At 59.8% G+C, this 12,507-nt stretch carries 12 protein-coding genes and 1 riboswitch; of the genes, 5 read left to right on the top strand and 7 right to left on the bottom strand.

The annotated features are described in order from the left end of the window. Positions 1-120: 120 nt before the first annotated feature. A complete protein-coding gene (gene ruvB, locus HER32_RS07180; protein WP_149070908.1) occupies positions 121-1,170 on the bottom strand; it encodes a Holliday junction branch migration DNA helicase RuvB in 1,050 nt (349 codons plus the stop codon). A 183-nt stretch (positions 1,171-1,353) separates the two neighbouring features. Here ruvB and HER32_RS07185 point away from each other — a divergent pair, with 183 nt between their 5' ends. After that, the gene (locus HER32_RS07185) at positions 1,354-2,316 is read left to right on the top strand and encodes a hypothetical protein (RefSeq protein WP_168681404.1); all 963 of its coding nucleotides are present in this window, start codon (positions 1,354-1,356) and stop codon (positions 2,314-2,316) included. A 60-nt stretch (positions 2,317-2,376) separates the two neighbouring features. Here the strand turns inward: HER32_RS07185 and HER32_RS07190 are convergent, their stop codons facing one another. Next, on the bottom strand, positions 2,377-2,721 hold the full coding sequence (locus HER32_RS07190; RefSeq protein WP_168681405.1) for an HIRAN domain-containing protein: 345 nt from the start codon (positions 2,719-2,721) through the stop codon (positions 2,377-2,379). Between the two features lie 138 nt (positions 2,722-2,859). On the opposite strand from HER32_RS07190, the gene HER32_RS07195 reads away from it, so the two are divergent. Together HER32_RS07195 and HER32_RS07200 are read left to right on the top strand one after the other, a co-directional pair. Next, positions 2,860-3,321 carry a DUF4268 domain-containing protein gene (locus HER32_RS07195; RefSeq protein ID WP_149070911.1) on the top strand — a complete coding sequence of 154 codons (462 nt, stop codon included), beginning with the start codon at positions 2,860-2,862 and terminating at the stop codon, positions 3,319-3,321. Positions 3,322-3,565: 244 nt separating this feature from the next. Next, complete coding sequence (locus HER32_RS07200; protein WP_149070912.1) at positions 3,566-3,931, top strand: hypothetical protein; 366 nt, start codon at positions 3,566-3,568, stop codon at positions 3,929-3,931. A gap of 75 nt (positions 3,932-4,006) precedes the next feature. On the opposite strand, the gene HER32_RS07205 is transcribed toward HER32_RS07200, so the two are convergent. After that, entirely contained in the window at positions 4,007-5,239 is a 1,233-nt protein-coding gene (locus tag HER32_RS07205) for an acyl-CoA dehydrogenase family protein (protein ID WP_232066419.1), read from the bottom strand. Positions 5,240-5,416: 177 nt separating this feature from the next. Between HER32_RS07205 and HER32_RS07210 the strand changes: the two genes are divergently transcribed. Further along, complete coding sequence (locus HER32_RS07210) at positions 5,417-7,156, top strand: APC family permease (protein ID WP_168681406.1); 1,740 nt, start codon at positions 5,417-5,419, stop codon at positions 7,154-7,156. 252 nt (positions 7,157-7,408) lie between these two features. Here the strand turns inward: HER32_RS07210 and HER32_RS07215 are convergent, their stop codons facing one another. Further along, entirely contained in the window at positions 7,409-9,874 is a 2,466-nt protein-coding gene (locus HER32_RS07215; protein ID WP_168681407.1) for a TonB-dependent receptor, read from the bottom strand. 59 nt (positions 9,875-9,933) lie between these two features. Further along, positions 9,934-10,041: riboswitch (TPP riboswitch) on the bottom strand. 203 nt (positions 10,042-10,244) lie between these two features. Here HER32_RS07215 and HER32_RS07220 point away from each other — a divergent pair. Beyond that, on the top strand, positions 10,245-10,490 hold the full coding sequence (locus HER32_RS07220) for a hypothetical protein (protein WP_149070915.1): 246 nt from the start codon (positions 10,245-10,247) through the stop codon (positions 10,488-10,490). Positions 10,491-10,592: 102 nt separating this feature from the next. Here the strand turns inward: HER32_RS07220 and HER32_RS07225 are convergent, their stop codons facing one another. Genes HER32_RS07225 through HER32_RS07235 form a run of 3 tightly spaced genes read right to left on the bottom strand, consistent with a single transcriptional unit; the run spans position 10,593 to position 12,472 of the window. Beyond that, on the bottom strand, positions 10,593-11,009 hold the full coding sequence (locus tag HER32_RS07225; protein ID WP_149070916.1) for a GNAT family N-acetyltransferase: 417 nt from the start codon (positions 11,007-11,009) through the stop codon (positions 10,593-10,595). Between the two features lie 20 nt (positions 11,010-11,029). Beyond that, entirely contained in the window at positions 11,030-11,902 is an 873-nt protein-coding gene (locus HER32_RS07230) for an aldose 1-epimerase family protein (protein WP_168681408.1), read from the bottom strand. A gap of 15 nt (positions 11,903-11,917) precedes the next feature. Further along, positions 11,918-12,472 carry an AAA family ATPase gene (locus tag HER32_RS07235; protein ID WP_168681409.1) on the bottom strand — a complete coding sequence of 185 codons (555 nt, stop codon included), beginning with the start codon at positions 12,470-12,472 and terminating at the stop codon, positions 11,918-11,920. Positions 12,473-12,507 lie beyond the last annotated feature (35 nt).

The following is a 12,507-nucleotide window of genomic DNA, read 5'->3' on the forward strand; positions in this document are numbered from 1 at the left end:
TCGAATTGGCGAACTACAAAAATACGTCATCCTGAGCGGAGCGAAGGACCTTCTTACAGTAGAACAAATTGTTGCTACGTAAGAAGGTCCTTCGCTTCGCTCAGGATGACAGCGTTTTACTTAGCTAAACAGCTCCCCCGTAGTGCCGCTGTTGCCGCGCAGGTGCTGGGGCATGAGGCGGCCCAGGTGCTGGTAGGCGTGCTCGGTGGCTTCACGGCCCCGGCTGGTGCGCTTGATGTAGCCTTCCTGAATCAGGAACGGCTCGTACACTTCCTCGATGGTTTCGGCTTCCTCGCCGCAGGCTGTGGCAATGGTGCTCAGGCCTACTGGTCCACCCTTAAACTTGTCGATGATGGTGCTCAGGATGCGCTTGTCCATGTCGTCGAGGCCGCGGGCGTCCACATCCAGCGCCGAAAGGGCAAACTGGGAAATATCCTGGGTGATGGTGCCGGTGCCTTTGATCTGGGCGAAGTCGCGGGTGCGGCGCAGCAGGTTGTTGGCAATACGCGGGGTACCGCGTGAGCGGCGGGCAATTTCGAAGGCCGCATCCTCGTGAATGGGTGTGCCCAGGATTTCAGCCGAGCGTTTCACAATGCTGGTCAGCAACGGGGCGTCGTAGTACTCCAGACGGGCCGAAATACCGAAGCGCGCCCGCAGCGGCGAGGTGAGCATACCGGAGCGCGTGGTGGCCCCAATCAGCGTAAAGGGCGACAGGGAAATCTGCACGGAGCGGGCGTTGGGGCCCGAGTCGAGCATGATGTCGATGCGGTAGTCCTCCATAGCCGAGTAGAGGTATTCCTCCACCACGGGGTTCAGACGGTGAATTTCATCGATGAACAGCACGTCGTGCGGCTCCAGGTTGGTGAGCAGGCCTGCCAAGTCAGAAGGCTTGTCGAGCACCGGGCCGGAGGTCATCTTGATACCCGCCTGCAGCTCGTTGGCAATGATGTGCGAGAGGGTGGTTTTGCCCAGGCCGGGCGGGCCGTGCAGCAGCACGTGGTCGAGGGCCTCGCCGCGCTGCCGGGCAGCTCCCACAAATACTTTCAGGTTTTCCACCACCTTGTCCTGCCCCGCGAAATCAGAGAAGCTGAGCGGGCGGAGGGCCTTGTCGATGTCTTTATCGGTGGCATCCATGTGGGCATTGCCGCCGGTGAGGTATTGTTCGCGCATGTGCAAAAGAAGCGGAAAGTTGAGTAGCAAGGTAACACTGCGGCGGCAGGATTTGTCCCCAAGACGCACAATTTTATTAGCAAATCCCGGCAGAACACTGCCGTTTTTACTAAATAAATTGGCAACCATCGGAGGTTAGGCATTCTGGGCCGACTATGTACCTTGCGCTCCAAACCCTTGCCTATGTCTGCTGCCTCTGCTTCCTGGCTTGATGCCCTGCCAGCCGATTTCTACGATCAGCTGGCCCACTGCCTGAGTCTGCATGGCATGGCCTGCGCTGAACTCTTAAGTCAACCCGCTGCTCAGCCCCTTATTGCGCTTAGCGGGCTTGGCCTGGATACCGTTCAGCAGCTCAACCAGATTCAAACGCACGAGGCCTTGCTTACAGCCCTGCGCACGACGCCCCTGCAGCTCTACCACCTGCTCTTGCTGGGGCGCCTTACCCTCGATACCAATTTAGCTACGCCCGTACTTGCATACGTGCAGCGCCAGATGAGCATTACGCCCGAGCAGCTGGTGCAATTGCGTACCTACTGTCTGGAGCTGAGCGGCGCCTTTCTCTCTACCTTAGAGGAGCACCTGCCTGCTCCGGCCGGTTCTGCCTCGCTGGGACTCCACCGCCTGCGCGTGGAAGAAGCTTTTGAGGAACTACTGGCGGGGCAGCAAGCACAGCTGCCCGCAGCCAACCTGCGGCTGGCGGAACCCCAGTTGCAGATGCTGCGGTTGGCTTTGCTGCTGGTACATAGCCTGCCCCAGGCCGCCGACCACCCCTTCCTGCGCGCCGTGGGCAAACTTCCGCAGCTTACCAGCGCGGCCCTGGAACCCCTGATTGAGCGGCTGAGCGGCATCCGGGCCCAGGAGCAGCTGCAGCTCACCATGCCGGAGCTGGTGCAGCTCTATCAGGGCATGCAGGTCTGCGGGATGGTGTTTGTGTCGGATGTGATGAGCCGCATTGGCCTGGAAGACGCCTTTCCCATGATTTCGGTTGAGGAGGGCGCGGCATCGGAGCCCTCCCCGGCCAGTCACCGGCAGGCGGTGGGCGAAATGGTGAGCGGCTTCACGCGCTGGGTGCAGCAAACCTTCCCCGACGACGCCGACATTGCGCAGGCCCGCCGGGAAGTGCTGGCCCTGGCCGATTACCTGTAAGAACGCAGGCAGTTAAAGAGTATTATCCTGCACTCTGCTCAGGATGATACTCTTTATTTCTTAGTGAGCTGGGAGGAGCACTTCTATTTCCAGGTGCAGCCAGTCGTCTTCCCAGGCTTTGTGCGTCAGGCGGGCCGTCAGCGGAAAGCCGGCGTCGAGCAGGCGGGCCACAGTTTCGTTACGGCCTTCGGGCAGGTAGCCCAGCCAGAAGGCGTCGGGGCCGGCGGTGAGCACCCGCACGGCCCAGTCGTCGAAGGTGCTGTCGGACTCCCGCTCCACGGCCAGGGCCTGACCGGGCTGGAGCTGGGGCTCAAACTCGCGCAGGCCGGCGCGGTGGGTAGTGCCAGCTACGAGACATTCCAGTAAAACCAACTCCCGGCCGGTGGGGGAAACAGCAATAGCCATAGGGCGACAAGATGTGGATGAGGCCGTAAGTATAACACCAACGCCCTCAGTGCGCCAGGGCTGACCCTTGGAATTTACCGGAATTCAGGTGCCGCGCCGTCGGACGCACGATCCGCAGGCTATACTTTTGCCGCCACTATGTACAGCAAAACCGAAGTAACCCAGCTCCGCCAAGCCTTCTGGACCACCTTTGGCCAGTATATGCAGCCCGTGCCCGGTGCCGAGGGCGAGCGGGTGAACTGGGTGAACTACAAAACCGGCCTCAAGCACGTGTACTTCCGCCTGCACGCCGACGGCCGCCACGCCACCATTGGCATCGACATCACCCACCCCGACGCCGGCCTGCGGGAGTTGTTCTATGCCCAGTTTCAGGAAGTGCGGCTGCTGCTGGAAGAAGCCACCGGCGAGGCCTGGACCTGGGAACCCGAAGCCGTGAATGAAAGCGGCCAGCCCGTGGCCCGCATCTACCAGGAGCTGCGCCCTATGAACCTATTCAGCCGCGACGACTGGCCCCGGTTGATTTCCTTTTTCAAGCCCCGCATTATGGCGCTGGATGCCTTCTGGAGCACGGGACAGTACGCGTTTGATGAGCTGCGGTGAAAGCAATGATCCTACCCACTACCATTGGCTAGTAGCCGCCAAGCTGGCAACCAATACGTGGCACGGCCAGCAGCACTTGTGTCTCCTTTCCTGTTAGGTTGAGAACTGGCTGCTGGAGGTGACGCGGTAAGCCCGATAAGGGCGCTTTGGCGCTGTTAGGGTACGGCTGCCGCCATAGCAATCAGGCGGCTTGCAGGTTTTTGCTTATGTTGTTTGCCTCAATCTATTTCTTCCTTCCCTTATCATGAAAAAACGTTTTCTCGCCGCCGCCTTATTGCTGAGTGCCACGGTTTCCTGGGCCTTTTATCCGAAGCCCGCCGCGTCAACGGGGTACATGATGGTTACCGGCGTGGGGCGCACCGCGGGCCTGGGCTCCTTCAACGCCAGCCTGACGGTCACGTCTGAATCGGGCGAACAAACCACTGAAGCACTGGACAGTAAAATGGTTAGCCCCAAGAATGTAGCGGAGGGGTTTCTGGCGCTGCATCAGCTGGAATTGCGCAAATTAAACCAGTTGGCGGCCGAGGGATGGAGCGTAATCGGCGTGACGCAGAACAATAGTTATCAGGGAGTCATCAATGAAACCACTTATCTACTCCGGAAGCTGTAAGTACACCTGTAGCAGCCAACAAAAAGCCCCGCTGACGAGTGTGTCAGCGGGGCTTTTCAAGCAAAACTTATCAGCTTACTTAAACGCCTGAATACCGGTGATGTCGGCGCCGGTGATGAGCAGATGGATGTCGTGGGTGCCTTCATAGGTGATGACGGACTCTAGGTTCATCATGTGGCGCATGATGGGGTACTCGCCCGTGATGCCCATGCCGCCGTGAATCTGGCGGGCTTCGCGGGCTACGTGCAAGGCCATGTCCACCGAGTTGCGCTTAGCCATCGAAATCTGGGCCGAAGTGGCTTTGCCGGCATTTTTGAGCATACCGAGGCGCCACACCATCAGCTGAGCCTTGGTGATTTCGGTAATCATTTCGGCCAGCTTTTTCTGCTGCAGCTGGAAGCTAGCAATGGGCTTGCCGAACTGCTCACGCTCTAACGAGTATTTCAGCGCCGACTCGTAGCAGTCGATAGCCACGCCGATGGCGCCCCAGGCAATACCGTAGCGGGCCGAGTCGAGGCAGCCGAGCGGGCCTTTGAGGCCTTCCACGTTGGGCAGCAGGTTTTCCTTGGGCACCTTCACGTTGTCGAACACCAGCTCGCCGGTGATGCTGGCGCGCAGGCTCCACTTGTTGTGGATTTCGGGGGCGGTGAAGCCTTCCATGCCGCGCTCCACGATAACCCCGCGGATACGGCCGGCTTCATCCTTGGCCCATACCACGGCCACCTGGCTTTCGGGGGAGTTGGAAATCCAGAGCTTGGCACCATTCAGCAGATAATAGTCGCCCATATCCTTGATGGTGGTGACCATGCCGCCGGGGTTCGAGCCGTGGTCGGGCTCGGTGAGGCCGAAGCAGCCCAGCCACTCGCCGGAGGCCAGCTTGGGCAGGTACTTGCGGCGCTGCTCCTCGGAGCCGTACTGGTAGATGGGGAACATCACCAGGGAGCCTTGCACCGAGGCCGTAGAGCGCATGCCGGAGTCGCCGCGCTCAATTTCCTGCATGATGAGGCCGTAGCTGATGTAGTCGAGGCCGCCCCCGCCGTACTCCGTGGGAATAGTGGGCCCGAACGCGCCGACGTCGCCAAACTTGCGCACGATTTCGGAGGGGAAATGCGCCTGCTGGGCCCACTTCTCGATGTTGGGCGAAATTTCCTTTTTCACGAAGTCGCGGATGCTCTGGCGGATGAGCTTGTGCTCTTCCGTGAGCAGGTCGTCGATGTCGTAGTAATCGGTGAAGCCTGCGGCGTTTAGGGAGCCTTTGTTGCGTTGCACCTGGGCCTTGGGGGAAAGAACGTCGGTTTCCGAAGACATAGTAAATGGGTGGGTGGGAATCGGGGCCAAAGATAGGAGTTTCAACCTGCTGAACAGCCTGGGGACGTGGTTGGTTGCGAAGCGTGGCAGCCCCCGCCAGGAAATTTCTCTGCCGCTTATGCAATTTTACCGTACTGGCTATATTCCACCTCTCCTTCCCTTCCCGACCACCCAATTATGAGTCACGAAAAAAAGCTGAACGAGCTGGAAGCCACCGCCATCTGCGGCAACGACATTTCGTCTTCCTGCCTGTACGTATCAGCCCTGGCCATTGCCTACGCCGGGCAGTACGCCTGGATTGCCCTGCTCATCGTAGGCGCCGTCCTGTTTCTGTTCCGCAAAATCTACGGCGAAGTGGTGGGCGCCCTGCCCCTGAATGGCGGCGCCTACAATGTGCTACTGAATACCACCAGCAAGCGTAACGCGGCCCTGGCGGCTTGCCTGACCATCCTCTCGTACATGGCTACAGCCGTTATTTCGGCTTCCGAGGCCATGCACTACCTGCATACACTCTGGCACGGGCTGCCCATCATTGGGGCCACGCTGGGGCTGTTGGGGCTATTTCTGGTGCTCACCATCCTGGGCATTTCGGAGTCGGCGAAGGTGGCGGTGGGCATTTTCCTGGTGCATCTGGCTTCGCTCACCATCCTGGTAGCCTGCGCTGTTTGGTACTTGGCTACGCACGGCGTTGACAACCTCACGCTCAACTTCCAGCTCCCGGTGAAGGGCGGCAGCATTCTGGGGGCCCTCTTTTTCGGGTTCAGCGCGGCCATGCTGGGCATCTCCGGGTTCGAGAGTTCGGCCAACTTTGTGGAGGAGCAGGCACCGGGTGTTTTTCAGAAAACGCTCCGCAACATGTGGGTGGTCGTCAGCTTTTTCAACCCCGTTATTGCCTTTCTAGCCATAGCCGTGCTGCCCATGGTGGAAGTTGGGGAACACACGGAAACACTGCTTTCGCACCTGGGCAACACCACCGGCGGCCGCTGGTTGGGCATCCTGATTTCCATTGATGCCGTGGCCGTGCTGAGTGGAGCCGTGCTTACCTCGTTTGTGGGGGTGAGCGGGCTGATGAAGCGCATGACCCTGGACCGGATTCTGCCGCAGTTCTTTTTGAAAGAGAATAAGGCTGGAAGCAACTACCTTATTCTCATCGTCTTTTTCGTGCTCTGCGTGTCGGTGCTGCTGATTACCAACGGGCAGCTGGGGCCGCTGTCGGGCGTGTATACCATTTCGTTTTTGTCGGTTATGGCCTTCTTCGCCCTGGGCAACTTTCTGCTCAAGAGCAAGCGGCCCAAGCTGCCGCGCCCGGTGTACGCGGGCATCCTCACCGTTACGCTGGCGCTGCTGGGCATTCTGGTGGCGTTATACGGCAACATCAAAATTCACCCCGACTACCTGATTGTGTTCCTGCAGTACTTCCTGCCGGCCATGCTGGTGGTGTATGTGATGCTGAACCGCACGGCCATTCTTAACCTCATTCTGGCGGCGGCCAACTCCTTTGCTACCCATTCGCCCCGCGTTTCGCGCCTGAGTCGCCTGAAAGTGCTGCACCTACTGCGGGAGCTGCACAAGCAGGAGTTCGTGTTCTTTACGAAGGGCGACAACGTGTCGAACCTCAACAAAGTCATGGCCTACGTGGTAGAAAACGAGTTTACCACCCGCCTGAAAATTGTGACGCTGCTCAAACCTGGCGAGCAGTATTCCCCAGAGCTTCTCACCGATATTCGCGTGCTGGACCGCGCCTACGAGCAAATTGAAGTAGACTTTGTAACGATGGAAGGCCAGTTTGGCCCTGAGCTCATCGACCAGCTTTCCAAGGAATGGGGCATTCCCAAGAACTTCATGTTCATCGGCTCCCCCGGCAACCAGTTTCCCTACCACGTTTCCGAGCTGGGCGGCGTGCGCCTGATTATCTGAACCTCGGATTCGGGCGGATTTTTCGGATTCCGCGGATTTTGTGGACCATTCTCCCTACTTGGTTTCTCATTCTGAACGGAGCGAAGGACCTTATCAGGCTGCAATAAATCGTGCCGATGTAATAAGGTCCTTCGCTCCGTTCAGAATGACAGACAATAAAAATGCCTCGCACAGTGCGAGGCATTTTTATTGTCTAAAGACTGCGCCATTCACAAAACCGCGAAATCCGAAAAATCTGCCCGAATCCGTGGTTTAGAATTTCACCCCCACGGAGGCCAGGAAGTTACGGGTAGCCTGGGGGTAGTAGTAGTTGAAGGTAAGCTGCTGGCCCTCGGCATCGGGGTAGCCATAAGTATAGCCGTTGGCCACGTACTCGCGGTTCAGGAGGTTACTGACCAGCAGACCCAGCTCCAGCTCCCGCATGAAGGCCGGCCGTAGGATGTAGCGCAGGCGCAGGTCCAGCACCTGGTAAGCGGCAATGGCTTTGTTGGCGCTGGCCGTGTTGTCGAGAAACTGACGGCTCACGGTTTTGTAGAGCAAGGCGGCCCGCAGGTTTTTCACGGGCATCACCTCCAGCGTGTGCGCCGATACTACGGCCGGCGAGTAGGAAATGGTGGTATTACGGCCTACCTCAGCTACTACGGGGTTGTAGTCCTTGTCGTAGGTAACGGCCCGGTAGTTCTGGATACGGTTACGACTGAGCGTGAGCGTGCTGCTCAGGTTCAGCCAAGTCAGCGGCTGGTAAGCGCCCGTCAGCTCCACGCCGGCGCGGTAGCTGCGCGGGGCGTTGGTGCGCAGCGGAGTACCCACATCATTGAGCTGGCCGGTGTTCACCAGCTGGTTGCGGTAGCGCATGTAAAAGCCATTGACCTCGGCGCGCAGGGCTCGGCCGTTTACGGTGCGGTTCAGGCGGTAGCCGCCCTCCATATCGTGTAGCTCTTCGGCCTTGGGTCCGGCGTCGTTCAGGGGCCGGTCGGTGAAGTCGGAGCGCACGGGTTCCCGGTGGGCCACGGCGTAGCTGGCATAGAGCGTTTGCACGTCCGTCAGCTGCCAGGTCAGGCCCGCTTTAGGGTTGAAGAAGGTGTACTCAGCTTTGGCAGAAACGGGCACCTGCTTGTCTTCGATGCCCCCGAGACGGTAATCGATGCGGCGCACCTGCACGTCGCCATAGAAGCTCAGGCGGTCTAGGGCCTGCCAGATGGCGCGGGCGTAGGCATTGTAGTCGGTTTTGGTGGCGTCGTTGAAGTAGGACCGGTGGCCGATGCTGCCGCTGGAGGCATAGCGTGCCCAGATAACTTCGCCGTAATGGTCGTTCAGGAAGCGGTTCCAGCCCCCGCCCAGTGTAGCCTGCACCTTGCCGGCGGCGGGCTGGTAGTTGAGCGAGAAGATGCCCCCGTAGAAATAGTTATCCAGCCACTTGCGGTCCACCAGATCCGTGCGCTTGATGGTTTCCGTGCCCACCACCACATCCGGTAGGTTGTAGTCGGCCAGCTTGCGGTTGAGGCGCAGGCTCTCGTAGTAGCCGAAGCCGCGGGTTAGGTGCAGGGCAGTGGCCACGTTCCAGTTGGGGCTCAGAACCTGGGTGAGGTGAAGCTGGTAGTGGTTTTGCTGGTAGTTGTCGGTTTGGTTGTCGTAGGTGTAGTAGGCGTAGCGGCGGCCTTCGCGCAGGGCGCGGGCGGCGTCCTCGGGGCTCAGCTCGTAGTTATCCACGTACTGCTGCAGGCCGGCGGCGTTGCGGGTGAGGGCCGGTTCGGGCACCCCATTCCAGGCTTGGTAGGTTTTCTCGCGCCCCGAGAAAGTAATGAACTTCAGCAAGGTGCTTTTGCCCTGGTAGCCGGCGGCCAGGTAGTAGGATTTCAGATCGGAAGCCCCGCGCACCATGTAGCCATCCGAAGAAATGCGCGACAAGCGCCCATCTATCGTAAAGCCTGGCCCCAGGCGCCCGGTGCCAAACTGCACGGTGTTTTTCCAGGTGTTGTAGGACCCGAAGGAGTTCTGGCTTTCGGCGTAGGCCTGCTGCCGGCTTTCCAGCGTGCTGAGGTTGAGTGAGGCTCCGAAAGCCGCGCTGCCGTTCTGGCTGGTGCCTACCCCGCGCTGCACCTGCAACGACGACGTAGAGGAAGCCAGATCCGGCAAATTCACGAAGAAGGCCCCGTGGCTTTCTGCGTCGTTCAAGGGCACGCCGTTCACCGTCACGTTGATGCCCTCGATGCCTGTGCCCCGCACCCGAATACCGGTATATCCCACGCCGTTGCCCGCATCGGAATTCACCACTACGGAGGGCGTCTGATCCAGCAAATAGGGAATATCCTGGCCGAAGTTGCGCTTCTCCAAATCCTCCTTGCTCAGGTTAGTATAGGCCGTGGCCGTGCGCTCGTTGGCACGGGAGGCCGTTACTAGGGCCTCACCGGTGAGTACCCCGCCCGGTTGCAGCAGCAGGCGCAGCTGTTGGGAGGCGGCCTGTCCTTCCAGCCGCTGCACCAGGGGTTCGTAGCCGATAAAGGTGATACGCAGCTCGTGGGAGCCGGCGGCTACGGCCGGCAGGGCAAACGTGCCATCGGTAGCCGCCGCTATGGGCGTTCCATCCAGCAGCACGGTAGCACCGGGCAACGCCGTACCGGTGCGGGCATCGGTGATGGTGCCGGACACAGGCCCCTGCGCCCATGCCGTGAAAGGCAGCGCCAGCAGGGCCGCCCCGGAAACCAAGAAATTTTTCAATGAAATGGGTACTAAAAAGTGGAACGGACCCGGTACCAGGGGTCGGCACCTTAGGTTTTTCGTTCGCGGATCGTTTGTTCCCTTCGCCGGCATTACCCGGGCAGGTTCAATGGGTATGATCTCAGCCTCTACGCCACTCCCGACGCGGGGCACCCCTAAACAGTTTGTGCCGCAAAGCTAGGCCCTAATCCCACGCAGTGCAAGCCAGTCAGCAGTATGAGGCGTATTTACCTGGAAATCAGGATAGCTGCCCTAACAAAACTACCTGTAAAATCTTTCTACCGAGGCACAACCAGGCTGGCCGCCAACTCGTTAGAGTACTCTACTTCTGCCGCCCGCGCGCGTGTTGCTTCTTACGCTCCCCCCCGTCATGATTAGCACCATTTACACGCTTCTTGTTCTAGCTATTCTAGCTTATTTCGTGGTAATGCCGCGCCGGCGCTACCACCGCCCCCCCTCCACCGACGGCGACGACGAAGGTGGCGAACCACTAGGGGACGGCCTGCCCGATCTGGACCTGCCCCCCGGCATCACGCGCCCCATCAACGACTGGGAGCCGGAGTACAACCGCCGGCCTCGCGTACCCGTGGGCCCGCGGGAGCCAGTACTCACCTAGCCTGCTGACTTTAGTTAACGACGGGGGCCGACCGTTGCTTTTCCGCATCTGGAAAAAGCAACGGTCGGCCCCCGCTTAGTTAGGCTAATAGCTGTGTGTAGGCTACAGGTTGCAGCCCATACGCAGGTAGGGCATAGTGCCACGGTACGTGATACCGCTCTCGGCTTCCAGCCCAAACGCCCGGTAAAAGGCACGGTTTTCGGCGCGGGCGTCGCACCAGATGCGCTTGGCTCCTTGCTGGCGGGCCACGTTGAACACATGGCGGAGCAGCTTCGAGCCAATGCCTTTACGCTGCTTGTCGGGGCGGGTAGCAAACTTGCGGAAGCGGGCCGTTTCGCCCTCGGCAAAGAGGGAAATGACGGAAACCAACTGAGCGCCTTCGAAGGCTCCAAAATGCTGGCCTTCGTGGTCGTTTAGCAGGCGCACGTAGTTGAGCGACTCCTGGGGCCAGAGCACCTGATGACGCAGGGTATAGGTATCGGCGGCAGCAATAGGGCGGATTTGAATTTCAGCGGACATGTGCGTAGCCTCCTGGAGGCTTATTCAAGGGTGATGCTATAGGATGTAGCGTACTCCTGTTCAGGAGCAAGGGTGAGGATTCCTTTTTTATCGACCAGCTCGCCGGGCGGGCCCACGAGGCTGGCTACGCCGTGCCAGGGCTCTATGCACACGAAAGGTGCCCCGGGCTCTTTGGTCCAAAGACCCAGGAAGGGGAACCCCTCGAAGCGCATACGCACAGCACGGCCGCTCCGCTGGCTGCGCAGCGTGAGGTGAGTGAAATCGAAGTTTTGGAGGACCAGCGCATCCCGGCTGAACAGCTCGTAGCTGAGGGGCAGCTCCGTAGCCTGATGCAGTACCGGCTCGGTTTCGCCCGTAAGCAGCCCCCCACGCAATAAGTGTCGGCTAAAGGACACGGGCTGATCGAAGACGAAAGCATAGTCCTCAAACACCTCACCGGGCAGCAAGGGGCAGCGGAAGGCCGGGTGCGCGCCGATGCTGAACAGCAGCTCCTCGGTGCCAGGGTTGTGCACTTCCCAGCCTACGGTGAGCATGGGGCCAGCCAGCCGGTAGCTGATCAGCAGCTGAAAGGCAAACGGATACTGTTGCCGGGTAGCGGCCGTGTCGCGCAGCTCCAGCACCAGCTCAGCCGGCGTGTGGCGCACCAGCGTAAAGTCCAGGTCGCGGGCGAAGCCGTGCTGAGACAAGGTGTAGGTACGGCCCGCGTGCTGGTACTGATTCTCGGGGAGGCGGCCCACGATGGGAAACAACACCGGCGCATGGCGTGCCCATACTGAGGGCTCAGCGGGCCAGATGTATTCTAGGTTACCAAAATCTTTGCGGACGAAGCTGCTCAGCTCGGCGCCCCGAATCTGCACGGTGGCCCGTGCCTGCTCGTTTTCCAGTACGTACATAGCCGGGGGTAAAAATCAGTGGGTACGGGTGGCGGGCCCAGACGTTGCCTCGGACGAAGCCGCCAGCAGCTCATCAACCAGAAAACAGGCCTGCTCCAACCGCCGCTCCGGGGGGCCGCTGATATCGGCGAAGGGTGAAAGGCCTTCTTCCAGCTCCCGGCGGTAGAGGTCGTGGAAGTGCTGGCGCAGATTGGGATGCTCCCGCAGCGGATCCGGGTACCAGGGCAGGTCCACGTCCAGCAGCAGCACTAGGTCGTATTGGCGGCGCTGCATTTCCACCAGAATCCACTCGGGGCAGTAGCCGAACGCATGCTCGCTCCATACTTTAATCACGAGCAGATCCGTATCGCAGAAAACTACCCGGTTGGCCTGAGCAGCCGCCAGGTCCTCCGTAGCCATTTGCCCGCGGGCAATAATTTCCAGATCAGCCAACGTATAGTGTGGGCCCTTGCGCGTCAGGTATTCGCGGGCATACTCAGGCGCCCACACGGTACCGTAGTGCTCAGCCAGTTGCTGGCTAAGAGTGGTTTTGCCCGTTGACTCGGGGCCGGTCAGAGAGATGCGCAGCATTCTTTCGTTAACTGAAGAATGAGGAGAGAGGAATG

Origin of the sequence: Hymenobacter sp. BT18, assembly GCF_012273015.1 — a bacterium.
Classification (GTDB): domain Bacteria; phylum Bacteroidota; class Bacteroidia; order Cytophagales; family Hymenobacteraceae; genus Hymenobacter; species Hymenobacter lutimineralis.

Excerpts from the sequence above, each read along its gene's own strand:
- HER32_RS07225 (WP_149070916.1), bottom strand. The coding sequence starts at position 11,009 with ATGTCCGCTGAAATTCAAATCCGCCCTATTGCTGCCGCCGATACCTAT.
- HER32_RS07185 (WP_168681404.1), top strand. The coding sequence starts at position 1,354 with ATGTCTGCTGCCTCTGCTTCCTGGCTTGATGCCCTGCCAGCCGATTTC.
- HER32_RS07200 (WP_149070912.1), top strand. The coding sequence starts at position 3,566 with ATGAAAAAACGTTTTCTCGCCGCCGCCTTATTGCTGAGTGCCACGGTT.
- HER32_RS07205 (WP_232066419.1), bottom strand. The coding sequence starts at position 5,239 with ATGTCTTCGGAAACCGACGTTCTTTCCCCCAAGGCCCAGGTGCAACGC.
- HER32_RS07210 (WP_168681406.1), top strand. The coding sequence starts at position 5,417 with ATGAGTCACGAAAAAAAGCTGAACGAGCTGGAAGCCACCGCCATCTGC.
- HER32_RS07230 (WP_168681408.1), bottom strand. The coding sequence starts at position 11,902 with ATGTACGTACTGGAAAACGAGCAGGCACGGGCCACCGTGCAGATTCGG.
- HER32_RS07220 (WP_149070915.1), top strand. The coding sequence starts at position 10,245 with ATGATTAGCACCATTTACACGCTTCTTGTTCTAGCTATTCTAGCTTAT.
- ruvB (WP_149070908.1), bottom strand. The coding sequence starts at position 1,170 with ATGCGCGAACAATACCTCACCGGCGGCAATGCCCACATGGATGCCACC.
- HER32_RS07235 (WP_168681409.1), bottom strand. The coding sequence starts at position 12,472 with ATGCTGCGCATCTCTCTGACCGGCCCCGAGTCAACGGGCAAAACCACT.
- HER32_RS07190 (WP_168681405.1), bottom strand. The coding sequence starts at position 2,721 with ATGGCTATTGCTGTTTCCCCCACCGGCCGGGAGTTGGTTTTACTGGAA.
- HER32_RS07195 (WP_149070911.1), top strand. The coding sequence starts at position 2,860 with ATGTACAGCAAAACCGAAGTAACCCAGCTCCGCCAAGCCTTCTGGACC.